Origin of the sequence: Sulfitobacter sp. THAF37, assembly GCF_009363555.1 — a bacterium.
Classification (GTDB): Bacteria; Pseudomonadota; Alphaproteobacteria; order Rhodobacterales; family Rhodobacteraceae; genus Sulfitobacter.
Genome location: NZ_CP045372.1, coordinates 3126854 through 3151161, shown reverse-complemented (window position 1 = coordinate 3151161; position 24308 = coordinate 3126854). Strand labels below are relative to the sequence as shown.

Annotated in this window: 20 protein-coding genes; 13 read left to right on the top strand and 7 right to left on the bottom strand. The window is 64.1% G+C overall.

All coding sequences use genetic code 11. The features are described 5' to 3' along the window. Nucleotides 1-133: 133 nt before the first annotated feature. Together FIU94_RS15420 and FIU94_RS15415 are read left to right on the top strand one after the other, a co-directional pair. The gene (locus tag FIU94_RS15420) at nt 134-1042 is read left to right on the top strand and encodes a MoxR family ATPase (protein ID WP_152466618.1); all 909 of its coding nucleotides are present in this window, start codon (nt 134-136) and stop codon (nt 1040-1042) included. Between the two features lie 60 nt (nt 1043-1102). Then, entirely contained in the window at nt 1103-2362 is a 1260-nt protein-coding gene (locus tag FIU94_RS15415; RefSeq protein WP_152466617.1) for a VWA domain-containing protein, read from the top strand. Between the two features lie 219 nt (nt 2363-2581). On the opposite strand, the gene purL is transcribed toward FIU94_RS15415, so the two are convergent. Further along, nucleotides 2582-4741 carry a phosphoribosylformylglycinamidine synthase subunit PurL gene (gene purL / locus FIU94_RS15410; RefSeq protein WP_152466616.1) on the bottom strand — a complete coding sequence of 720 codons (2160 nt, stop codon included), beginning with the start codon at nt 4739-4741 and terminating at the stop codon, nt 2582-2584. 310 nt (nt 4742-5051) lie between these two features. Continuing rightward, complete coding sequence (locus FIU94_RS15405) at nt 5052-5957, bottom strand: LysR family transcriptional regulator (protein ID WP_152466615.1); 906 nt, start codon at nt 5955-5957, stop codon at nt 5052-5054. Between the two features lie 167 nt (nt 5958-6124). Between FIU94_RS15405 and FIU94_RS15400 the strand changes: the two genes are divergently transcribed. The 10 genes from FIU94_RS15400 (at nt 6125) to FIU94_RS15355 (ending at nt 17437) form a co-directional block, all read left to right on the top strand. Continuing rightward, nucleotides 6125-9538, top strand: coding sequence for an indolepyruvate ferredoxin oxidoreductase family protein (locus tag FIU94_RS15400; protein ID WP_152466614.1), 3414 nt, complete (start codon nt 6125-6127; stop codon nt 9536-9538). Between the two features lie 63 nt (nt 9539-9601). Then, a complete protein-coding gene (locus FIU94_RS15395; protein ID WP_152466613.1) occupies nt 9602-10483 on the top strand; it encodes a lysophospholipid acyltransferase family protein in 882 nt (293 codons plus the stop codon). 9 nt (nt 10484-10492) lie between these two features. Beyond that, entirely contained in the window at nt 10493-11302 is an 810-nt protein-coding gene (locus tag FIU94_RS15390; protein WP_152466612.1) for a glutamate racemase, read from the top strand. Between the two features lie 38 nt (nt 11303-11340). Further along, nucleotides 11341-12369: an N-acetyl-gamma-glutamyl-phosphate reductase gene (gene argC / locus FIU94_RS15385; protein ID WP_152466611.1), complete on the top strand. Its 1029-nt coding sequence runs from the start codon at nt 11341-11343 to the stop codon at nt 12367-12369. Nucleotides 12370-12384: 15 nt separating this feature from the next. Next, entirely contained in the window at nt 12385-12828 is a 444-nt protein-coding gene (gene ccmE / locus FIU94_RS15380; protein ID WP_152466610.1) for a cytochrome c maturation protein CcmE, read from the top strand. A gap of 79 nt (nt 12829-12907) precedes the next feature. After that, nucleotides 12908-13519: a holin-associated N-acetylmuramidase gene (locus tag FIU94_RS15375; RefSeq protein WP_152466609.1), complete on the top strand. Its 612-nt coding sequence runs from the start codon at nt 12908-12910 to the stop codon at nt 13517-13519. Further along, nucleotides 13510-14082 (top strand): holin family protein, encoded by a 573-nt coding sequence (locus FIU94_RS15370; protein ID WP_152466608.1) that lies wholly within the window; start codon nt 13510-13512, stop codon nt 14080-14082. The genes FIU94_RS15375 and FIU94_RS15370 overlap by 10 nt, the downstream gene beginning before the upstream one ends. 85 nt (nt 14083-14167) lie before the next feature. Then, on the top strand, nt 14168-16135 hold the full coding sequence (locus FIU94_RS15365; protein ID WP_152466607.1) for a heme lyase CcmF/NrfE family subunit: 1968 nt from the start codon (nt 14168-14170) through the stop codon (nt 16133-16135). After that, the gene (locus tag FIU94_RS15360; RefSeq protein ID WP_152466606.1) at nt 16132-16584 is read left to right on the top strand and encodes a cytochrome c-type biogenesis protein; all 453 of its coding nucleotides are present in this window, start codon (nt 16132-16134) and stop codon (nt 16582-16584) included. The genes FIU94_RS15365 and FIU94_RS15360 overlap by 4 nt, the downstream gene beginning before the upstream one ends. A gap of 76 nt (nt 16585-16660) precedes the next feature. After that, nucleotides 16661-17437 carry an enoyl-CoA hydratase-related protein gene (locus FIU94_RS15355; protein WP_152466605.1) on the top strand — a complete coding sequence of 259 codons (777 nt, stop codon included), beginning with the start codon at nt 16661-16663 and terminating at the stop codon, nt 17435-17437. 320 nt (nt 17438-17757) lie between these two features. Here the strand turns inward: FIU94_RS15355 and FIU94_RS15350 are convergent, their stop codons facing one another. The 4 genes from FIU94_RS15350 to gltX all read right to left on the bottom strand — a co-directional run bounded on the left by FIU94_RS15350 (nt 17758) and on the right by gltX (nt 21387). Then, entirely contained in the window at nt 17758-18069 is a 312-nt protein-coding gene (locus FIU94_RS15350; RefSeq protein WP_152466604.1) for a hypothetical protein, read from the bottom strand. A gap of 1 nt (nt 18070) precedes the next feature. After that, the gene (locus FIU94_RS20925) at nt 18071-18220 is read right to left on the bottom strand and encodes a hypothetical protein (RefSeq protein ID WP_172975922.1); all 150 of its coding nucleotides are present in this window, start codon (nt 18218-18220) and stop codon (nt 18071-18073) included. A gap of 353 nt (nt 18221-18573) precedes the next feature. Beyond that, on the bottom strand, nt 18574-19869 hold the full coding sequence (gene gltA, locus FIU94_RS15345) for a citrate synthase (RefSeq protein WP_152466603.1): 1296 nt from the start codon (nt 19867-19869) through the stop codon (nt 18574-18576). Between the two features lie 117 nt (nt 19870-19986). Continuing rightward, a complete protein-coding gene (gltX, locus tag FIU94_RS15340; protein WP_152466602.1) occupies nt 19987-21387 on the bottom strand; it encodes a glutamate--tRNA ligase in 1401 nt (466 codons plus the stop codon). Between the two features lie 119 nt (nt 21388-21506). On the opposite strand from gltX, the gene FIU94_RS15335 reads away from it, so the two are divergent. Next, complete coding sequence (locus tag FIU94_RS15335) at nt 21507-23582, top strand: ComEC/Rec2 family competence protein (protein ID WP_368407133.1); 2076 nt, start codon at nt 21507-21509, stop codon at nt 23580-23582. Here FIU94_RS15335 and lexA read toward each other — a convergent pair. Continuing rightward, on the bottom strand, nt 23546-24241 hold the full coding sequence (gene lexA, locus FIU94_RS15330; RefSeq protein WP_152466600.1) for a transcriptional repressor LexA: 696 nt from the start codon (nt 24239-24241) through the stop codon (nt 23546-23548). The two genes, FIU94_RS15335 and lexA, sit on opposite strands and share 37 nt — an antisense overlap. Nucleotides 24242-24308: the final 67 nt, after the last annotated feature.

Below are 24308 nucleotides of genomic sequence, written 5' to 3'. Positions count from 1 at the left end.
AATATTATGGCAGCGGCTTCGAATCACGTCAATCTGGCGCGCATGCGGGCGGCAACGCGTGACAAATCGGCACTTTTTGGCACCTTGACCCCGCCGGGTGCAGATGCACCTTTGTCTGCATCGGGGAGGCACCATGACTGAAATGACATCCATCGACGCGGTCCAGAAGATGCTGGATGGCCAGGGCTACGTTTGCGGGCGCGCACTTGCCACCGTCGTGTTCCTGAGCCTCAGGCTGGGCCGGCCGCTGTTTCTTGAGGGAGAGGCAGGCGTCGGCAAGACCGAGATCGCCAAGGCCATGGCGGCGGGGCTGAACCGCCGGTTGATCCGCCTGCAGTGCTACGAAGGGCTGGACGCGGCCTCGGCGGTCTATGAGTGGAATTTTCCGGCCCAGATGGTGGCGATCCGCAGTGCCGAGGCGACCGGCGGCGCGGACAGTGCCGCGCTGACCAAATCGCTTTTCAGCGACGAGTTCCTGATTGAACGCCCCTTGCTGCAGGCCCTGCGACCGGATGAGAACGGCGCGCCGATCCTGCTGATCGACGAATTGGACCGCACCGACGCGCCTTTCGAGGCCTTCCTGCTGGAAGCTCTGAGCGATTTTCAGGTGACGATTCCGGAAATGGGCACCATCAAGGCGCCGGAGCCGCCGATCGTCATCCTGACCTCCAACCGCACCCGCGAGGTGCATGACGCGCTCAAGCGGCGCTGCCTCTATCATTGGGTGGACTACCCCGGTTTCGACCGCGAGATGGAGATCCTGGCCGCCCGGGCGCCCGAAGCCGCCGAGGCGCTGAGCCGCGAGGTGGTCGCCTTTGTCCAGCAGTTGCGCACAGAGGATCTGTTCAAGAAGCCGGGCGTCGCCGAAACCATCGACTGGGCAAAATGCCTGCTGGCGCTGGATGTCATGACCCTCTCGCCCGAAGTGATCGCCGACACGCTCGGCGCGGTGCTGAAATACCAGGACGATATCGCGAAACTCCAGGGGTCCGAAGCCAAGCGGATTCTCGACCAGGCGCGTGCCAGCCTCGAGCCCGCGTGATCTTCTTTATGCCAGAAATACCTCCGGGGGTCTGGGGGCAGCGCCCCCAGGAGCCGGCAGATGCCTGAATACCTGCCGCTCGACCTTCCTGACGACCCGAAACTGGCGGGCAACATCACGCATTTCGCCCGCGCGCTGCGCCGGGCAGGCCTGCCCATCGGCCCCGGCCGCGTCATCGACGCGATCCGGGCCGTGCAGGCGGCGGGTTTCACCGACAAGCGCGACTTCTACTGGACCCTGCACGCCTGTTTCGTAAACCGCCCCGAACACAGACGCGTCTTTGCCCAGCTGTTCCGGCTTTACTGGCGTGACCCGCGGTACCTGGAACATATGATGGCGGCGATGCTGCCCGCGATCCGGGGCGTCCAGGAAGACCGGCCCGCCCAGGCCGCCGAGAAACGCGCGGCGGAGGCGCTGCTGGACGGGGCAGAGGCCCCGCAGGCCGAGGACCCGGAGGAGCCGCGCGACGAGGATGCGCTGATCGAGGTGGACGCAAGCCTGACCATGTCCGCCTCCGAACGGCTCAAGACGCTGGATTTCGAGCAGATGAGCCTGGCGGAGATGGCCGAGGCGAAAAGGATGCTGGCGCGGCTGAAACTGCCGGTCAGACCGATCCCCTCCCGGCGCGGGATGGTGTCGCAACGGGGCCGGATCGACGCCGCCCGCAGCCTGCGCGGCGCGCTGCGCCGGGGCGGTGAAATGGACAGGCTGGCCTTCAAGACACCACGTCCGCGGTATCCCAACCTTGTGGTGCTTTGCGATATTTCCGGCTCGATGAGCCAGTATTCCCGGGTGATTTTGCATTTCCTGCATGCGGTCAGCAATGCGCGCGGCGCGGGCTGGGCGCAGGTGCATGCCTTTACCTTCGGCACCCGTCTGACCAACATCACCCGGCACCTCGCCACCCGTGACGTGGATGCGGCCCTGGCCGCCGCCGGGGCAGAGGCGCAGGACTGGGAGGGCGGCACGCGCATCGGGGCATGTCTTGAGACGTTCAACCGCGACTGGTCGCGCCGGGTCATGGGGCAGGGCGCGGTGGTGCTGCTGATCACCGACGGGCTGGACCGCGACGCACCAGAGGACCTTGCGCGCCAGATGCAGCGCCTGCATCTGACGGCGCGGCGGCTGATCTGGCTGAACCCGCTGCTGCGCTGGGACGGGTTCGCGCCCAAGGCCGCGGGCATCCGCGCGATGCTGCCGCATGTGGACAGTTTTCGCGCGGGCCATTCCATCGCCTCGCTGGAGGAACTGGCGGCTGTGATCTCGAAACCGGATGATGCGGGCGAGAAGATGCGCCTGATGGGGGTGTTGGAAAATTGAGCGCCCAAGGGCGCATTACATTATTGTTTTCCGCTGCAGGTCTCACCAAAACCAATGGATTTCGGCGCCGTCTTTGATCGCGCCCGTCATGGCAGCGCGCGCGTCGCTTCCCAAGGGAAATAGCCGTCTCCCCAAAGGGGCCCCTCGGCGATTTCCCTTGGCAACCGCCCCGCGCGCCGCCTTTCCTTGCGCAAGCAAAGGCGGCTCCGAAACCAAGGTTCAGGCGAAAGTTGCGGCGAAGGTGGTGCGGTAGGTCTCTGACAGGTCGGCCAACGGGGCAGAGACGCTGCCGAAGCTTACCTCGCTGCCGCCAAATTTGCCGACATAGGACAGCGGCACACCCGCGGCGCCGGCTGCCGTCATCAGCGCCTCGGCCTGGTCGAAGTTGCAGGCGATCAGGTAGCGGGCCTGGTCCTCGCCGAAGAGGGTGGCGGTATCGCCCGTGTCCAGCGTGACGCCGACGCCGGATTTCTCGGCAAGTTCGAAAGCGGCCAGTGCCAGGCCGCCATCGCTGAGGTCGGTGCAGGCCTTGATATTGGTCCGGTTGGCGCGGATGAAATCGCCATGGGCACGTTCGGTGTCCAGGTCGACCGGCGGCGCGTCGCCTTCCACCCGTCCGTGGACACGCGCCAGCAGGGCGGACTGGCCCAGGTGGCCCGTCGTTTCGCCCAGCACCAGCGCCACATGGCCATCGCGCACCTCGCAGCCGATGATGTCATCGGGGTGGTTGATCAGCCCGACCGCCCCGATGGTCGGGGTGGGCAGGATCGCGGTCCCGTCGGTTTCGTTATAGAGCGAGACGTTGCCGGACACGATGGGCATATCCAGTGCCTCGACCGCGGCGCCAATCCCTTTGATGGCGCCCACGAACTGGCCCATGATCGCGGGCTTTTCCGGGTTGCCGAAGTTCATGTTGTCGGTCGTCGCCAGCGGCGTCGCCCCCACGGCAGTGAGGTTGCGGTAGGCTTCGGCGACCGCTTGCTTGCCGCCCTCGACCGGGTTCGCCTTGACGTATCGCGGTGTCACGTCCGAGGTGAAGGCGATGGATTTCTCGGTGCCGTGCACCCGTATGATGCCCGCGCCCAGACCCGGCGTGCGGGCGCTGTCGCCCATGACCATGGTGTCGTATTGCTCGTACACCCAGGCCTTGGAAGCGTAGTTGGGATCGGCCAGCAGCGCGCGCAGCCCGTCGATGGGATCGACCCCTGGCACATCGGTCAGCGGCTCCGCGGGCGGGGTCTCTTCCCACGGGCGGTCGTATTCGGGGGCGGTAGAGGCGAGTTTGCTCAGCGGCAGGTCCGCCTTGACCTCTCCGTTCAGGGTGATGAGGAACCGGTCCTCTGCGATGGTTTCGCCCACAATCGCGAAATCGAGGTCCCATTTGACGAAGACGGCGCGCGCTTCGGCCTCAAGTTCGGGCTTGAGCACCATGAGCATGCGTTCCTGGGATTCCGACAGCATCATTTCATAGGCGGTCATGTTCTCTTCGCGCTGCGGCACCGCTTCGAGGTTCAGCCGCACGCCCAGGCCGCCCTTGTCGCCCATCTCGACCGCCGAACAGGTGAGGCCGGCAGCCCCCATGTCCTGGATCGAGATCACGGCACCGGTGGCCATGAGTTCCAGCGTGGCTTCCATCAGGCGCTTTTCGGTGAAAGGGTCGCCGACCTGCACGGTGGGACGCTTTTCCTCGATGGTATCGTCGAATTCGGCCGATGCCATCGTGGCCCCGCCGACGCCGTCGCGGCCTGTCTTGGCACCGAGGTAGACGACCGGCATGCCGACACCGCTGGCGGCGGAGTAGAAAATCTTGTCCGCATCGGCAAGGCCCGCCGCGAAGGCATTGACCAGGCAGTTGCCGTCGTAGGCCGCGTCAAAGCGGACTTCGCCGCCCACGGTGGGCACGCCAAAGCAGTTGCCGTAGCCGCCGACCCCCGCGACCACGCCATGAACAAGCTGCCGTGTCTTGGGGTGGTCGGGCCGCCCGAAGCTGAGCGAGTTCATCGCCGCGATGGGCCGCGCGCCCATGGTGAAGACATCGCGCAGGATGCCGCCAACGCCGGTTGCGGCCCCCTGGTAGGGCTCGATGTAGGAGGGGTGGTTGTGGCTTTCCATCTTGAAGACCAGGGCCTGGCCGTCGCCGATATCCACCACGCCTGCGTTTTCGCCGGGGCCGCAGATCACCTGCGGGCCGGTGGTCGGCAGGGTGCGCAGCCATTTCTTCGATGACTTGTAGGAACAATGTTCGTTCCACATGGCAGAGAAGATGCCCATCTCGGTGTAATTGGGCGCCCGCCCGAGAATTTTCTTCACCTCGGCGAATTCGTCGGGTGTAAACCCGTGCGCTTTGATGATCTCTGGCGTGATCTCAGGTTCGGTCATGTGCTGGTATCCCCGGTGGCGTCGCTTGGCCCGTCTTAATTGAAGCGCGGTGAGGGGAAAAGGGCAAAGCTGCGCGCGACCCGCGACGGATTTGATCCGCAGCCGCCACCGATGCCGGGGGCCGGGGAAGGGCAAAAAAAAGGCCGAGCACGAAGCTCGGCCCAAGTCCAACAGGGAGGTATGAAGCGATGCGCCAGAAACATGTTCGAAGCGCTTCAATCTTCATATCGCTCAATTAGGCAGCAGCACGCATCGGATCAAGTCAGTTTTGCAATTTTCACAGCATGTCCGGTATGCGCGTTGCGCATGGCTAGCTGTTTTCCTTGTCCCGCAGGCGCTTACGGTAGGTGATGATCTCATCCTGCACAAAGTCGCGGAAGGCGGCGACCCGCTTGGACTGCCGCAGTTCCTCGGGGTAGGCGAGAAAGACGGGAACATCAGCCGACTCGGTGTCCGGCAGCACCTGCACGAGGTTGGGAAAATCCTGCACCAGGTAGTCCGGCAACACCCCGATACCGAGATCGTGCAGCACGCCCTGCAACACGCCGAAGTAATTGTTCACCGTCAGCAGGGACCGCACGTCGTTCAGCATGATCTGCTGGACGAGGTTCTGCCCCGCGGCGACCTGTGCGCTGTCGGTGTTCTGGCAGATCAGGCGGTGGTCCTGAAGGTCTTCGATCTGCTTGGGTGTTCCGTTGATGTCGAGGTAGGCGGGGGTTGCATACAGACACATGCGGATCATCATCAGCTTCTTGCGGATCAGGTCCGCCTGGCTGGGTTCCTTCATCCGGATGGCCACGTCGGCTTCGCGCATCGGCAGGTCAAGCACCCGTTCTTCGAGCATCAGATCGACCGACAGGTCAGGGTATTTCTCGTAGAGCTTGGGCATCCGGGGGGCCAGCCACAAGGTGCCGAACCCGGTGGTGGTGGTGACGCGCAGCTGGCCAAAGACTTCTTCCTCGCTGTCGCGGATGCGCGCGGTGGCGGCATCGACACGTTTTGTCATCGACCGCGTGGCGTCGAACAGCAGCTCACCCTGTTCCGTCAGGATCAGCCCCCGGGCGTGGCGGTGAAAGAGGTTGGTATTCAATTGCTCTTCCAGCCCGCGGATCTGCCGGCTGACGGCGGATTGGGACAGGTTCAGTTTGTCCCCCGCGTGGGTGAGCGAACCGGCATCGGCGACAGCGTGAAAGATTCTGAGTTTGTCCCAATCCATGATCGGCGCTTTCTTTGGCTTTGCTCGTCTCTACTCTAAATGGAGATAATATAAAGGCGGTGCGCAGGATTATTGCCAGTGTTTCGTCAAAAACTACCTATACAGGTCAGCATCAATGACCTATATATCCCGTATAAAGCGAGACATTCGCCCCTGGGGAGGACGCCATGACGACGCAGAAGATTTCACTCAACGACCGTTTCGACCTGGAAAAGAGCCCTGTGTTGCTGAATGGCACGCAGGCGCTGGTGCGGATGATGTTGATGCAATCGGCGCGGGACAGGGCCGCAGGGCTGAACACCGCCGGCTATGTCACCGGATACCGTGGCAGCCCGCTGGGGGCGGTGGACCTGCAGATGGCGCGGGCCGAGAAGGTTCTGACCGAACACCAGGTGCGCTTTGAGCCGGGGCTGAACGAGGATCTGGCGGCAACCGCGCTTTGGGGGTCGCAGCAGGCCGAACTGCGCGGCGAGGGCAGATACGACGGCGTTTTCGGGCTGTGGTACGGCAAGGGGCCCGGGGTGGACCGGTCGGGCGACGTGATGCGCCATGCCAATATGGCAGGCACCAGCAGGCATGGTGGTGTCCTGATGGCGATGGGCGACGACCATACCGGCGAATCTTCGACCGTGCTGCACCAGTCGGAATGGGCGATGGTGGATGCCTATATGCCGGTGGTCAGCCCGGCGGGTGTGCAGGAAATTCTGGATTACGGGATTTATGGCTGGGCGCTCAGCCGGTTTTCCGGCCTTTGGGTGGGCCTCAAGACGATGAAGGACACGGTCGAGGCGACCAGTGTGGTCAACGGCGATCCGCACCGGATGAAACTGACTGTACCGGAGTTCGACATGCCCGAGGGCGGGCTGAACATTCGGCTGCAGGACACACCGCACCTGCAGGAGGCGCGGATGATCGACTACAAGCGGTTTGCAGCCGAAACCTTTTCGCACGCCAACAAGATGGACAAGCGGATGTGGGGCAAGCGGGGGGCCAAGATCGGTCTTGTCGCGGCCGGCAAGAACTGGCTCGATCTCGTGCACGCCATGAGCCTGCTCAACATCGACGAGAACGAAGCCGAACGGCTGGGCCTGACGCTCTACAAGGTGGGGCAGACCTTCCCGCTGGACATGCAGGGTTTCCACGACTGGGCCGATGGGCTCGACCTGATCGTCGTGGTCGAGGAAAAGCGCAAGCTGATCGAGATCCAGATCAAGGAGGCGCTGTTCCACGACAAGAATCGCCGCGTCTATGGCTGGCACAAGTCCGGTGCGGGCATGGAGCATGGAGAGGAGTTGTTCCCGACGCGCGGTGCGCTGGATCCGATCTGGATTGCCGAGAAACTGGGCGGCATCCTGCTGGAAGAGGGCCGCGAGACGGACGGCATCCGGGTAGGTCTGGAGGCGCTGGATGACGCGCGCCGGGCCGACAATGCCGAAGACATCGCGGCGCGGCTGCCCTATTTCTGCTCAGGCTGTCCGCACAACACATCGACCAAACTGCCGGAGGGCGCACGCGCCTACGCGGGCATCGGCTGTCACTACATGGTGCAGTGGATGGACCGCGAAACGACAGGCTTTACCCATATGGGCGGGGAAGGCGCGAACTGGATCGGGGAGGCGCCCTTTTCCACCCGCAAGCACGTTTTCCAGAACCTCGGTGACGGTACCTACAACCATTCGGGCGTGCAGGCGATCCGCGCCGCTATCTCGGCCAAGACGAACATCACCTTCAAGATCCTCTACAACGACGCGGTGGCCATGACCGGCGGCCAGCACAACGAGGGCGATCTCGACGCGCCGCGCATCGTGGCGGAACTGCGCGCGATGGGTGTCAAGGATCTGGCGGTCGTCTATGACGAGAAGGAAGACGTGGATTTCGCCGCATTCAAGGGCGTGCCGCTGCATGAACGCGCCGAGCTGATGAACGTGCAAAAGCAGTTCGAGCAGATCGAGGGCGTCAGTGCCATCGTCTATATTCAGACCTGCGCCGCCGAGAAACGCCGCCGGCGCAAGCGCGGTTTGTTTCCCGACCCGGACAAGCGCGTCTTTATCAACACCGACGTCTGTGAGGGCTGCGGGGACTGTGGCGTGCAGTCGAACTGCGTGTCCATCGTCCCGCAGGAGACCGAGCTGGGCCGCAAACGCGCGATCGACCAGTCCTCGTGCAACAAGGATTTCTCGTGCTTGAAGGGGTTCTGTCCATCCTTCGTGACGCTGGAAGGGGCGCAGGTGCGCAAGGACCCCACCACAAAGATCGACATCCCCGACCTGCCTGCGCCCGTTCTTCCGGCGATCAAGGGCACCCATAACGTCGTGATCACCGGCGTCGGGGGCACCGGCGTTGTCACCATCGGCGCGGTGCTGGCCCAGGCCGCCCAGCTCGACGGCAAAGGCGCGGGCATGATGGAGATGGCGGGCCTTGCCCAGAAGGGCGGCGCGGTCCATATCCACTGCCGCATCGCGGAGCGTCCCGAGGACATCAGCGCCATCCGGGTCGCCACCGGCGAGGCCGACGCGCTGATCGGCGGGGACCTTGTGGTGTCGGCAGGTCACAAGACGCTTGGTCTGACGCGGGCGGGGCGCACCGGCGCGGTGGTCAACGCGCATCAGATCATCACCGGTGAATTCACCCGCGATACCGAATTCAACATGCCCTACGACCGGTTGTCGCTGGCGCTTGAGGCGCGGCTGAAGCAGGATGTGGCGCTGTTCGATGCCTCGGATCTGGCCAAGGCGGCGCTGGGCGACAGCATCTATTCCAACATGATGGTCTTTGGCGGGGCCTGGCAAAAGGGCCTGATCCCGCTGAGCTTCGAGGCCATCGAGGACGCGATCCGTCTGAACGGCGCCGCGGTCGAGCGTAACCTGCGCGCCTTCGAGATCGGGCGCTGGGCGGTGCTTTATCCCGAGGATGCGGCAGCGGTCATCACGCCCAAGGTCGTGTCACTGCCCAAGTCGCTGGATGACAGGATCGCCTATCGCAAGGAGCATCTGACCGGCTATCAGGGCAAGGGACTGGCCAAACGCTATGGCAAGATGCTGGACCGGATCAGCGATCCCAGGGTCAAGGAAGCCGTGGCGCTGGGCTATCACAAGCTCTTGTCCTACAAGGACGAATACGAGGTCGCCCGCCTGCTGCTGCGCAGCCGGGAAAAGGCGGCGGCAGAGTTTGACGGCGACTTCAGGATGACCTTTCACATGGCGCCGCCGATCATCTCGAAACAGGGGCCGGACGGCCGCCCGGTCAAGCGGGAATTCGGCCAGTGGCTGCAAGGACCGCTGCGGATGATGGCGGGCATGAAGCGCCTGCGCGGCACGCCGCTGGATGTGTTCGGCTACACCCAGGAGCGCAAGATGGAGCGTGCGCTGATCAAGCAGTACGAGACCGACATGGCCGAGGTGCTGCCCAAGCTGACAGATCGGACCCGGGATGCCATCGTGGCGCTGGCGGAGCTTCCCTTGCAGATCCGTGGCTTCGGCCCGGTGAAACAGGCCAACGAAGCCAAGGCCGCCAAACGGCGCGAGGAACTGCTGTCGGTGATCCGCGCCGGAGGGGCGGAGACCGCGAAGGCGGCGGAATAGCTGTCACGCACCTGTCGCATTCTGCCGATATGATACAGGCAGAGATGGATTGCAGGTGCAGTCATGCCGAAACTGAGCCCGGCCCCGGCCCGCGATATTTCCTATTCCTGGTCCGCGCAAAGCCGCGGGGGGCGGGCGCTGATCCGACTGATGGAGAATTCCACCGGGCGCCTTGATCTGATCCGGCGGGCGGTGGGATACGAACAGGAGATCGGCGCCGGGGCGTGCTTTTTCGATGTGATGGTCGCGCGCTACGGGCTGACGCTGGACGTGGTGTCGGGCAGCCTGGACGACATTCCGCGCGACGGCCCTGTGATCTTTATCGCCAATCATCCCTACGGCATTCTTGACGGCCTGATGCTGGGTCACATGATGTCACGCACGCGGGGGGATTTCAGGCTACTGGCCAACGCGGCGCTGAACCGTGCGCCTGACCTCAACCAGCACCTGCTGCCCATCGACTTTTCCCAGACCCGCGAGGCGCTGGCGCAGAATCTCGACACCCGGCGCAGGGCGCTGGCATACCTTGGACAGGGCGGCACGATCGGTATCTTTCCCGGCGGCACCGTCAGCACGGCAGCCAGACCCTTTTCGCGGCCCATGGATCCGGGTTGGCGCGGCTTTACCGCCCGCATGATCGCCAAGTCCGATGCGACCGTCGTGCCCGTCTTCTTCGACGGTCAATGCAGCCGCATGTTCCAGATTGCCAGCCACCTGCATTCCACGCTGCGCATGGGATTGCTGATCAAGGAGTTCCGAAAACGGGTCGATACGCCGGTGCGCGTGTCGATCGGCGCGCCGCTGCGGCGTGACGTTCTGGACCCGCTTCGCGGCGATGCAAAAGCGATGATGGATTTCCTGCGCAAAGCCACATATGAGTTGTCCCCAACCCCGGTTCATGCACATGAGCTGGGGTATGAATTCGAAGCAAGGCACCGTGCCTGAAGGGACGACATGGCGGTTGGTATTTTTGACAGTGGGCTGGGCGGTCTGACCGTCTGGCAGGCGGTGCAGGCGCGTTTGCCCGAGGTGAATTTCGCCTATCTCGCAGACAGCGCCAATGCGCCCTATGGCGTGCGGACCTCCGACGACATCTACAACCTGACCACCGCGGCGGTGCAGCGGCTGTTCGATGCGGGCTGCGATCTGGTCGTGCTGGCGTGCAATACGGCCTCGGCCGCGGCGTTAAGGCGGATGCAGGAATCCTGGGTGCCTGCGGACAAACGGGTGCTGGGTGTCTTCGTGCCGATGATCGAGGCGCTGACCGAACGTCAGTGGGGCGACAATTCTCCGCCGCGCGAGGTGGCGCTGAACCACGTGGCGCTTTTCGCGACCCCCGCAACCGTGGCAAGCCGCGCCTTTCAGCGGGAGCTTTCGTTCCGCGCCATCGGCGTGGATGTGGAGGCGCAGGCCTGCGGCGGTGTGGTCGACGCAATCGAAGAGGGCGACTATATTCTCGCGGAGGCCCTGGTGCGCAGCCATGTCGATGCGCTGAAACGCAAGATGCCGACCCCGCAGGCGGCGATCCTCGGGTGCACCCATTATCCGCTGATGCAGGAGGCGTTCCAGGATGCGCTGGGCGCCGGGGTCGAGGTGTTCAGTCAGGCGAATCTCGTGGCGGAAAGCCTCGCGGATTACCTGAGGCGGCATCCCGACATGATGGGCAAGGGCGGTGACGCCTTCCTGACGACGGGCGACCCCAAACAGGTCAGCTCCCGCGCAACGCAGTTCCTGCGACGACCGATCACATTCACCGCCGCCTGAACCCCAGATATTCCATCCCCTGCAAGAGGGACCACGACATGACCCATAACATCGCCATCCTTGGCGCATCCGGCTACACGGGTGCAGAACTGATCCGGCTGATTGCCGGCCATTCCTCCATGACAATCAAGGCTTTGGGTGCAAACTCGAAGGCCGGACAAAGCATGGCAGAGGTGTTTCCGCACCTGCGTCATCTTGATCTGCCAGAGCTTGTGACCATTGAGGAAATCGACTTTTCCGGCATTGATCTGTGTTTTTGCGCCTTGCCGCACAAGACTTCGCAAGAGGTGATCGCGGCCCTGCCGAAGGACCTGAAGATCGTCGATCTGTCGGCAGATTTCCGGCTGCGTGACCCGGCGGCCTACAAGAAATGGTATGGCAACGACCATGCCGCGCTGGCGCAGCAGGAAGAGGCCGTCTACGGCCTGACCGAATTCTACCGCAAGGAAATCGCCGCCGCGCGGTTGGTGGCAGGCACGGGGTGCAACGCCGCGACAGGGCAATTCGCCCTGCGCCCGCTGATTTCGGCCGGGGTGATCGACCTGGATGAGATCATCCTGGATCTGAAGTGCGCGGTTTCCGGCGCGGGGCGGGCGCTGAAGGAAAACCTGCTGCACGCGGAATTGTCCGAAGGCTACCACGCCTATGCGGTGGGCGGCACGCACCGGCACCTTGGCGAGTTCGATCAGGAATTCTCGGCGGTGGCGGGGCGGCCCGTCAAGGTGCAGTTCACGCCGCATCTGGTCCCGGCCAACCGGGGCATCCTGGCGACATGCTACGTGAAAGGTCAGGCGCAAGCCGTTCATGATACACTGAAAAGTGCCTATGAAGCCGAGCCGTTCATCGAGGTCTTGCCACTGGGCGAAGCCCCCAGCACGCGGCACATCCGCGGCTCGAACTTTTGCCACATCGGGGTGGTGGCGGATCGGATCGAGGGGCGGGCGCTGGTGATCGCGGCGCTCGACAATCTCACGAAAGGCTCAAGCGGGCAGGCGTTGCAGAATGCCAACCTGATGTTAGGTATTGAAGAGACCGAGGGGTTGATGATGGCGCCCCTGTTTCCGTGAGGACCCGGTAAGCCGATGAAAAGCCTGAAGAAACAGCGCCGTATCCAAGTGATCGCCGTGGCGGTGGTGGCATTGATCGCCTCCACCGCGCTGATCGGCTATGCGATGCGCGACGGGATCAACTTTTTCCGCGCGCCGTCGCAGGTCATCGCCGAACCGCCCGCACCGAACGAGGTTTTCCGCATCGGTGGGCTGGTCGAAGAGGGCAGTCTGATCCGCGGCGACGGCGAAGTGGTGCGCTTCAGCGTGACCGACGGCGGAGCGACAGTGCCGGTGACATTCAGCGGTGTGCTGCCCGACCTCTTTGAAGAGAAACAGGGCATGGTCGGCACCGGAAGCTACGTGAATGGCGTCTTCGAAGCGACTGAAATCCTTGCAAAACACGATGAGACCTACATGCCGAAGGAGGTCGTGGACGCGCTCAAGGAACAGGGCGTCTATCAGGACCCCGAAGGCTGAGCAACGTGCGCTGACGCAAGATCCATTAACCATATCCTGATCAGTCTTTGCCCCGATCACAGGGCAAGGAGCGGCAGACATGCAGACGGTCAGGCAGATCGCCGAAGAGATCGTGGCACGGGAAGGCGGGTTTGTGAATGATCCCGACGATCCGGGCGGTGCGACCAATTTCGGCGTGACGATCCACACGATGCGGCGGCTGGGGCTGGACCTGACCGGCGACGGGCAGGTCGATGTGAGCGATGTGCGCCACCTGACCCGCAGGCAGGCCGTCGACATCTTTATCCGGCATTATTTCGAACGGCCGTTGATCGGCGAACTGCCGACGATGCTTCAGCCCAGCGTTTTCGACATGTATGTCAACGCGGGTGCCAACGCGATCCGCATCCTGCAGCGGCTGCTGGGGCAGATGGGCTATGACGTCGCGGTGGACGGTGTGCTGGGGCCGCAGACCATCGGCGCGGTGCGGGGCGCGATGCGGCGCGGGGCGGATGCCTTTGTCGATGCCTATGGGATTGCCCGGCGCAATTACTATTTCCGACTGGCCGACCGCCGCCCGGCCAGCCGCAAATATGCCCGCAACCGGGCGGGCGGCAAGGGGGGATGGATCCTCCGGGCGGAGGAGTTCATCTCGCCGCAGTATCACCTCAGCACGGCGGCATTTCAGCAAAGGGTTTCGGCATGGGGTTGATCGGGCGCATCTTCGGGATGGTGTTTGGCGGTGAGCGCAATGTGGTGCGCGAAACCGTGGAAGTCTTTCGCGAGAACGCCGAGGCGGGGGCGGTGCGGGCCGCCGCGTCACAGGGGCAGGCGATGTCGCAATATGGTGCGGAATTCGCGGTGGCGCGGCAGGGCGGCTTTGACCGTTTCATGGATGGGCTAAACCGCCTGCCGCGTCCGGCGCTGGCGCTGGGGACGATGGGTTTGTTCGTCTCTGCCATGGTCGATCCGCTGTGGTTTTCCGAACGGATGCAGGGCATCGCGCTGGTGCCGGAGCCGCTGTGGTGGTTGCTGGGGGTGATCGTGTCGTTCTATTTCGGCGCGCGCCATCAGGTCAAAGCCCAGCAATTCCAGCGCGAGATCGCAGGCACGGTGACAAGGCTGCCGCAGGTGCTGGAGAACATCAGCGCCATCAAGGCCCTGCGCAGCGACAGCCCCCGCGTGGCAGCGACCGGCAATGACGCGGGCCTTTCATTGGCGGTGATCACCCCCGACAGCAATCCGGCGCTGGAGGCCTGGAAGCGCGCGGCCTGATACCCGCACAGGCTGCGACGCTTTGATGCGCCGTGTGTGACAGAATCCCGTGGCGGGTGCCCCGGCGCCTGCCTATACTCGGGGCATGATCACAGAACTCGGACATTTCGCGCTGATCCTCGCCTTTGCGGTGGCGATCATCCAGATGATCGTGCCCCTGATCGGGGCGCAGAAACGCTGGCCCGGCTGGATGGCGGTGGCGGAACCGGCGGCGGGGGCGCAGTTTGCCCTGACGGCGCTGAGTTTCGGCGCGCTCATGTGGGCCTTCATCAACTCCGATTTCTCGCTGAAGCTGGTGGTGGACAACAGCCATTCGGCGAAACCGATGCTGTACAAGATCAGCGGCACATGGGGCAATCATGAGGGGTCCATGCTGCTGTGGGTGCTGATCCTGACGCTGTTCGGCGCCATGGCGGCATGGTTCGGGGGCAACCTGCCGCCCAGCCTGCGGGCGCGGGTGCTGGCGGTGCAATCAGCCATCGCGGTGGCGTTTTTCGCCTTCATCATCTTCACCTCCAACCCGTTCCTGCGGCTGGAAACGCCGCCCTTTGACGGGCGTGACCTGAACCCGCTGCTTCAGGACCCGGGTTTGGCCTTTCATCCGCCGTTCCTCTACCTTGGCTATGTGGGTCTCAGCATGGCGTTCAGCTTTGCCGTGGCGGCGCTGATCGAAGGGCGGGTGGATGCCGCCTGGGGCCGCTGGGTTCGGCCCTGGACGCTGGCGGCCTGGGTGTTCCTGACCATCGGCATCGCGCTGGGATCCTGGTGGGCCTATTACGAGCTGGGCTGGGGCGGTTTCTGGTTCTGGGACCCGGTGGAAAACGCCAGTTTCATGCCCTGGCTGCTGGCGGCGGCGCTGCTGCATTCTGCCATCGTGGTGGAAAAACGCGAAAGCCTGAAAAGCTGGACGATCCTGCTGGCGATCCTCGCCTTCGGTTTCTCGCTGATCGGCACGTTCATCGTGCGGTCGGGGCTGCTGACAAGCGTTCATGCCTTTGCCAACGATCCCGAGCGGGGCGTGTTCATCCTGGCGATCATGGCCTTTTTCATGGGCGGCGCGCTGATCCTGTTTACCTTGCGCGCGGGCGCGATGGAGGCGAAGGGCGTGTTCGGACTGGTCAGCCGCGAATCCGCCCTGGTGGTGAACAACCTGCTGCTGGCGGTGGCCTGTTTCGTGGTCTTTGTCGGCACCATGTGGCCGCTGCTGGCCGAGATGTTCTTTGACCGCAAGTTGAGCGTCGGGCCGCCGTTCTTCAACGCCGCCTTCACCCCCTTCATGGTACTGCTGGGGCTGGTCCTGCCGGTGGGGTCGGTGCTGCCGTGGAAACGCGCGCGCCTTGCCCGCGCCGTTCGGCCGCTGCGGTACGCTTTCGTGCTGGCGCTGGCGGTGGGAGGGCTGGCCTGGGCGATGCAGTCGGGCCGCAGTCTGCTGGGGCCGATGGGCCTGTTCCTGGGCGCCTGGCTGGTGGCCGGCGTGGTGGTCGAGCTGGCGCAGCGCACGGGGCGTGGACCGGGCCGTCTGGCGCGTCTGCGCCGCCTGCCACGCGCCGACTGGGGCAAGGCTGTCGCCCACGCGGGGCTTGGCGTGACCATGGCGGGCATCGCGGGCCTGACCGCCTGGACCCAGGACGACATCCGCGTCGCACAGATCGGACAGCCCTGGGACGTCGGCGCGTACACCCTGACGCTGAACGCGGTGAACGAGGTGCGCGGGCCGAACTACCAGTCGACGCAGGCCGATGTGACCCTGTCCAGGGACGGCAGCGTGATCTCGCAGCTGATGCCCGAGAAACGGTTTTACCCGGTCGCCCGCATGCCGACGACCGAAGCCGCCATCGACTATAACCTCGCGCGGGATGTCTATGTGGTGATCGGCGATCAGCAGGACAGCGGCGGCTGGACCGTGCGCGTCTATATCAAACCGCTGACCAACTGGATCTGGATCGGCTGCGGGCTGATGGCGCTGGGGGGCGTGCTGAGCCTGAGCGACCGGCGTTTCCGCGTCGCGGCGGGCGCGCGCAAGTCCCGCGCCGCACCGGTGCCCGCGGCATGAAACGACTGGCGCTGATCCTGATGCTGCTGGCCACGCCGCTGGCCGCGGTGCAGCCGGACGAAATGCTGGACGATCCCGCGCTGGAGGCTCGGGCGCGGGAGCTGTCCAAAGGGCTGCGCTGTCTGGTCTGCCGTAACGAAAGCATCGACGAAAGCAACGCGAGCCTGGCCCGTGACCTGCGCATCCTGCTGCGCGAGCGGCTGGTGGCCGGGGACAGCGACCAGGAGGCGGTGGATTTCATCGTGCAACGCTACGGCGAATACGTCCTGTTGCGGCCCGAGGTGACAGGCGCGAACTGGCTGCTTTGGGGTGCGGGGCCGCTGATGTTGCTGATCGCGGGCGGCGTGGGTTTTGTCTATGTGCGCGGGCGGTCTCGGGCACCGCGGCCCGAGGACGCCTCCCTCAGCCCCGACGAACAAGCCCGTCTGCGCGAGATTCTGGACGACTGACGTTCGGTTTTGCTGGCCCGTCCGGTGTGCTTTGCTATCAAGGCGGCAACTGCCCCCGAGCAAAGGAACCTGACACATGGAATATCAGACGATCACCTATGCGGTGGCCGATGACATCGCCACGATTACGCTGAACCGTGCGGAAAAGATGAACGCGCTGACGACGCAGATGCGCGCCGAGATCACCCATGCGGCGACCCAGGGCGGCAAGGAGGCGCGGGTCGTGGTCATCACCGGCGCGGGCAAGGCGTTTTGTTCAGGCCAGGATCTGGGCGACGGACCCTCTGCCGCGTCGCTGGACCTGGAGCGTACCCTGCGGGACGAATACGCCCCGATGCTGCGGGCCATCGTGAACTGCCCGGTGCCGACCATCGCCGCGGTGAACGGGCCTGCCGCGGGGGCAGGGGCCAACCTGGCGCTGGCCTGTGATGTGGTCTTTGCAGCGGAAAACGCCTACTTCATGCAGGCTTTCACCCGGATCGGCCTGATCCCGGACGCGGGCGGCACCTATGTATTGCCGCGCAGCATGGGCACCGCCAAAGCGATGGGTGCTGCACTCTTTGCCGACAAGATCAGCGCGCGCCAGGCCGATGACTGGGGGATGATCTGGGCCGCCGTGCCGGACGCCGATTTCGACACCCGGTGGAAGCAGAGTGCCGCACAGCTCGCCAAGGGGCCGACCGCGGCCTATGCGGCAGCCAAACAGGCCATTCGCGGCAGCTGGGACAATCCGTTCGAGGACCAGTTGACCCAGGAAGCGGAACTGCAGGGCCATTGCGGCAACACCCGCGATTTCAAGGAGGGCGTGCTGGCCTTTGTCGAGAAGCGTAAACCGACCTTTGAGGGGCGTTAGGCTCTGGACCCATTAATTCCATACGCTCAGTTTGACTGATTTTTCCGCAGACAAGAAGCATCTGCGCTGGAATAGTGGTTCTATTTCGAACAGATGGGCCGCAGGTTGCGGGAAAATCCGTCAAACCCGTCACGCCGAAGGCGTGCCAGCATGAATCGGCGCTCCTTCGGAGCGACGGGCGGCGATTTCACTTCATTTCACCGTCTTGGGTCGCTTGCAAATAGAACCACTATTGGCTGCACGCCCCAAACCATTGAAATTTCGTGAAGTCGCCGCTGAGCGTATAGAATTAATGGGTTCAGAGCCTAAGGCGAAACGCTTTAGACCGCCCGTTCGACCAGCAGCACATCGTCCTTGCTGGGGGCCGGACCATTGGCGCTGGCCACGATTGCGACCGCAATGCCATCTGCCAGAACCGTGTGAACCGAACCGGAGTCCCGCCGGATGGTGATCTCTGGCGGGGTTTGTCCTTTGTCGTAGATCACCGCGATCTTGTCGCTGTCGCGCAGGCTGTCGGGCACCAGCGCGCCCTGCGGGCCCGGCTCCGACCGGATGGCGGTGGGCAGCATGCCAAGGGCATTGTCCCAGCGCAGGTGACCCTGCGGCGGGCGGTCGGAGTAAAGGTCGGTCATTTCAGCCTCCGGTGCCGCGCGTCGCCTGCGCGGCAGTGACGGGCCGAAGACAGGAAGCGGCGGGACCCCATGTGGCCTGGACCATTTCAGTATGTCGGGCCGCCCCGGCGAGAGCCAGCAGCATCGGCCCGCAGATGAACCATAGCGTCATGGTGCCTCCTGAGTGCAATTTGAGACAGGTTAGCGATGGTTCGGAAGACCGGTCAAGTGACGCGGCATATTGTGCAATCAGCCGAAACAATGCCTTAATTTTGCCGTATTTCGGGGGGCGATGTTTCGCCTTTCGCAATGACGCCTGAAACAGTGCGACGGCTGCGACGCCTTTGGTGAAAAGCCAGCTCAAGTGTCCGTTATGATTCGGAGGTTCGCAAGTGGAAACGAAAATGCAGCGCTGGATTGAGTGCGGGTGGGGACGTTCACGCTGTGCGGGAGGTGCTGTTTACGCCTGGGCAACAAAGCGAAACGCCCCGCTGAACGGGGCGTTTGAGGCATTGCAGTGCTGACTCAGCGGTCTTCGATGTCCACGTAATCGCGCGAGGTCTGGCCAAGGTACAGCTGCCGGGGGCGGCCGATCTTGAGCTGCGGATCGCTGATCTGCTCTTTCCACTGGGAAATCCAGCCGACGGTCCGCGCGACGGCGAAGATCGGGGTGAACATCGACGTGGGAAAGCCCATCGCTTCCAGGATGATCCCGGAATAGAAGTCCACATTGGGAAACAGCTTCTTCTCGGCGAAATAGGGATCGTCGAGCGCCTGTTTCTCCAGCTCCTTGGCGGTGGCCAGGATCGGGTTGTTCTCCACCCCCAGCAGCTCCAGCACCTCGTCGGCGCTTTCCTTCATGACCGTCGCGCGCGGATCGAAATTCTTGTAGACCCGGTGGCCGAAACCCATCAGGCGGAACGGATCGTCCTTGTCCTTGGCCCGAGCGATGTATTCGGGAATGTTCTTGGGGTCGCCGATTTCCTTGAGCATTTCCAGGCAGGCCTGGTTGGCGCCGCCATGCGCCGGACCCCAGAGGCAGGCGATGCCCGCCGCGATGCAGGCAAATGGGTTGGCCCCGGAAGAGGACGCCAGACGCACGGTGGATGTCGATGCGTTCTGTTCGTGATCCGCGTGCAGGGTAAAGATGCGGTCCATGGCGCGGGACAGGATCGGATCCACGTGATATTCCTCCGCAGGGACGGAGAAACACATCCGCAGGAAGTTCGACGCATAGTCCAGATCGTTGCGCGGATAGACGAAGGGCTGGCCGATGGAATACTTGTAGGCCCAAGCCGCGATGGTCGGCATCTTGGCAATCAGGCGGATCGACGCCACTTCGCGCTGCCAGGGATCGGTAATGTCGGTGCTGTCGTGGTAGAAGGCCGACATCGCGCCAACCACACCAACCATGACCGCCATCGGGTGCGCGTCGCGGCGGAAGCCCCGGAAGAAGTTCATCATCTGCTCGTGCAGCATGGTGTGATTGGTCACACGGCTTTCGAAATCCTCCAGTTCTGCCGGGGAGGGCAGTTCGCCATACAGAAGGACATAGCACACTTCGAGATAGTGCGACTTTGCCGCAAGCTGGTCGATCGGGTAGCCGCGGTGCAGCAGGACGCCCGCGTTGCCGTCGATATAGGTGATGGTGCTGTCGCAGCTTGCGGTCGACGTAAAGCCGGGGTCATAGGTAAAGACGTTCGCCTGGGCGTAAAGCTTGCGGATGTCGACCACATCGGGACCGGCCGTCGGTGAAAATATCGGCAGGTCGTAGTCTTTGCCGTCGATGGTCAGCTTTGCGGATTTTGTACTCTCAGTCATGCGGTCCCTTCCCTCTGTATTGGCGGCAAGGCGTTCTGCCCCCCGTCGCGGCATGGCCCTGCCAGAGGACCTGCCGGTGTGTTATCGCGTGGTGTGTTGCCAAGTGATTAACCTTGATCACGCCGCCGCATCCGTCAGTCGGGCGAGTGTCTCATCACGTCCCAACACGAGCATCATGTCAAAAACGGATGGGGTAACTGCGCGCCCAGCCAGGGCAGCCCGAAGGGGCCCGGCGAGTTTGCCGAATTTGGTGTCATGCGCAGCCGCAAAGCCATTCATCACCTCCTCCAGCGTTTCCTTGCTCCAGCTAGCATCTTGCAGGTGCGGCGTCAATTCCGTCAGCAGCGCCTTCGACGCCGGGTCAAGCGCCTTCTGGGCCTTCTCGTCTTGCTCAATCGGGCGCGATGTCAGAACAAAATGCGCCTTTTCAAGGAGTTCCGGTAAAGTCTTTGCGCGTTCCTTGAGGCAATACATGGCCCGTTCCAGCCCGGCGGCGCGGGTGTCGTCCAGTGCTGGCAGGCCAGCGGCGGCAAGGTAGGCCTCGCATTCGCGCCGCAGTGCGGCATCTTCGGAGATGGCGATGTGCTGACCGCAGATGTTCTCCAGCTTCTTCAGGTCGAACTGCGCGGGGCTCTTGCGAATACCGTCGAGGTCGAACCACTCACGCGCCTGGGCGTCGGTAAAGAATTCGTCGTCTCCGTGGCTCCATCCCAGCCGTGCGAGATAGTTGCGCATGCCTGCCGCGGGATAGCCCATGGCCTGATACTCCTGCGCCCCCAGCGCGCCGTGGCGCTTCGACAGCTTCTTGCCGTCCGGCCCGTGGATCAGCGGGATATGGGCCCAGACCGGCACGTCCCAGCCCATGGCTTTGTAGATCATCATCTGCCGCGCCGCGTTGTTCAGGTGGTCATCGCCCCGGATCACATGCGTCACGCCCATATCATGATCATCCACGACAACCGCCAACATGTAGACCGGTGTGCCGTCCGAACGTAACAGCACCATGTCATCGAGCTGTGCGTTGGAGATGGTCACGTCGCCCTGCACGCGGTCGCGGATCACTGTCGTCCCCTCAAGCGGGGCCTTGATGCGGATCACGTAGGGCGCATCGGGGTGCGTCGACGGGTCCGCATCGCGCCAGGGCGACCGAAACAGCGTGCTGCGCCCCTCTGCCTGCGCGGCGTCGCGAAAGGCGGTGATGTCCTCTTGGGTGGCAAAGCATTTGTACGCCTTACCCTGGTCCAGCAGCGCACGCGCGACCTCGGCGTGGCGGGGCGCGTTTTCGAACTGGCTGACGATCTCTCCGTCGTGGTCGAGCCCAAGCCATGACAATCCCTGCAAAATTGCATCGGTCGCCTCGGGGGTCGACCGCGCGCGGTCGGTATCTTCGATCCGCAGCAGGAAACGCCCCCCGTTGCCCCGCGCGTAGAGCCAGTTGAACAATGCGGTGCGCGCGCCACCGATGTGCAGGAAGCCTGTGGGCGAGGGGGCGAAACGGGTGACGACGTCGGCGGACATGGGGGTATTCCTAACAGATTCTGGCGGTTTGAGGTGCGCGTTAACCTGTTGTTCATCACGCGGCCTCTAGGGTGCTGCCTGTCTATCCAGTGCGATGCGCGGGGGCAAGCATGGGCCTGATGGCACGGTTTTGCGAAGGGATGGCAGCGGTGCTGCTGGCGCAGCGTGGCGGGCTGATCTGCTGGGTGCCGATCTGTCTGGCCGTGGGAATCGGCACCTTTTTCTCTCTGCCGACCGAGCCGGGGGGGCAGCTGCTGGCGGCATTTTCCCTCATGGCCGTGATTCTGGTGCTTTTGGCACGTCTGCTGCCGGAGCCTGTGGCCCCGCTGAGCCTTGCGCTGGCGCTTTGCCTGATCGGCCTGCTGCTGGCGGCGGCGCGGGCGAACAGCGTGGCCGCGCCGGTTCTGGGCTGGCGTTACTATGGCCCGGTGGAGGGGCGGATCGTCGCGATGGACCGAAGCCAGTCGGACGCCCTGCGCCTGACGCTGGATCGGGTGCGGCTGGACCGGGTGCCGCCCGACCGAACCCCCGATCGGGTGCGGCTGTCCCTTTACGGCGGGGCTGGCATCATGCCGGAACCGGGGCTGCGGGTGATGACCACCGCGCATCTGTCACCTCCCGCCGGCCCGGTGGAACCGGGCGGTTTCAATTTCCAGCGTCACGCCTGGTTCGAACGCCTCGGCGCGGTCGGCTATACGCGCGTCCCGCTGCTGGCCGCGGCGACGGCAGCGGACGGTCATGCCGGGCTTGCGGTTTTCCGCATCCGAATGGCGGCGTCGGACCGCATCAGGGAGGTGCTTCCGGGGGACCTTGGCGGTTTTGCCGCGGCCATCACGACCGGCGACCGCAGCGGCATCAGCAAGGACGCTCTTGAGGCGCTGCGCGCCAGCAACCTCGCACATCTGCTGGCGATTTCGGGTCTGCACATGGGGTTGCTCAGCGCGCTTGTCCTGGCGGCCTTGCGGCTGCTGCTGGCGCTGCATCCGTTGAGCGCCTTGCGCTGGCCGACAAAGGCGATCGCTGCCTGCGGCGCATTGTTCGTGGCGACAGGATACCTTGCGCTGTCGGGGGGCAACGTGGCCACGGAACGGGCCTACATCATGGTCGCCGTGGCGCTGGGGGCGCTGATGATCGGACGGCGGGCAATCTCGATGCGGGCCGTTGCGGTGGCGGCAACGCTGGTGCTGGCGCTGCGGCCGGAGGCGCTGATGGGGCCGGGCTTCCAGATGTCCTTTGCCGCGACCACGGCGCTGGTCGCGGTCTTTGGCTGGCTGCGCGAGGTTGAAACGGCCGGGATGCCGCGCTGGCTGAAGCCGGTTTTTGCCGTCTTTGTGTCATCTGCCGTGGCGGGGTTGGCGACCGCGCCCATCGCCGCGGCGCATTTCAACGCCATCGCGCATTACGGGCTGATCGCGAACCTTGTCTCCGTCCCGCTGATGGGGGTGCTGATCATTCCCGCCGCTGTCGTGGCGCTGTTGCTGGCGCCCTTCGGGGCAGAGGCGCTGGGGCTCTGGGTCATGGGGACGGGACTGCGCTGGATCCTTCATGTGGCGCATTGGGTGGCGGGGCTGGACGGCGCGCGTGGCTATGTCGTCGGCCCAGGCGGCTGGGTGATCCCGCTGCTGGCGCTGGGATTTCTGGTCCTGATCCTTTGGCAGGGGCGGTTGCGGTTCGCGGGCCTGCCGGTCATGGCGTTGGCCTTTGTGCTCTGGCATGGGGCGGAGCGACCGACGATCCTGGTGTCGGACAGCGGCACGCTGGTCGGCGTGATGACGCCGCAGGGCAGGGCGCTGAGCCGCGAAAAAACCGCCGGGTTCGCCGCGCGCAACTGGCTGGAGAACGACGGCGACGGGGCCGAGCAGTGGAAAGCGGCAAAACGCTGGCCGCAAGATGCGGATGTGATCCACCTCAGCGGCAAGCGGCGCGTCGCAGGCTTTGCCGGTTGCGAGCGGGGGCAGATCGTGGTGGCGAGCGTCCCGGCCGAGGGGCTGGCGAGCGCGCCCTGCGATGTCTTCGACCCCGAACGGCTGAAACATACCGGCGCGCTGGCGTTCACCCCGACGAAAGAGGGTTGGAAGGTGACAACGGCCCGCGCACGGACCGGTGACAGGTTATGGACCAGATGGCCCCCCGCAGCGGAAGGGCCAAAGTCCCAGGGTCAATACGTACGGATCAGCCCGACCAGCCGGCCCTGAACCTTGACCCGGTCTGCGGGCAGCACGCGCGGCTCATAGGCGGGGTTCGCAGCTTCGAGCGCGATGGAACCGCCGCTGCGCTTGAACCGCTTCAGCGTCGCTTCCAGATCGTCGACCAGCGCCACCACGATGTCGCCATCGTCGGCGGTAGAGGTTTCGCGGATCACCACGACATCGCCGTCGTTGATCCCCGCTTCGATCATCGAATCGCCTTTGACTTCAAGAGCATAGTGTTCGCCCGAGCCCGAAACCATGCCGCCCGGCACCGCAACGCGGTGGGTTTCATGGTTGATCGCCTCGATCGGGACACCGGCGGCGATCTGGCCCATCACCGGCAGGTCAAGCGCGCTGGTCTCCACCGGCAGTGCGCGGGCTGGCGGCGGGCTGTCAGGGCGGTCCCCGTCGATGACGCGGGGCGTGAAACCGCCTGCGGCGCCGCCCAGGCTTTCGGGCAGTTTGACGATTTCGATCGCGCGGGCGCGGTGGGCCAGTCGACGGATGAAACCGCGTTCCTCAAGCGCCGTGATCAGACGGTGGATGCCGGATTTCGAGCGCAGGTCGAGCGCCATCTTCATCTCGTCAAAGCTGGGCGGTACGCCGTCGCGCTGCACCCGTTTCTGGATGAAAGCCAATAGATCGAGTTGTTTCTTCGTCAGCACCGCGCATCCCTCCGGTCAGATGTTTCTTTTTGTTCTAGGGATGTTCTTGTTTTGTGTCAACGCGCAA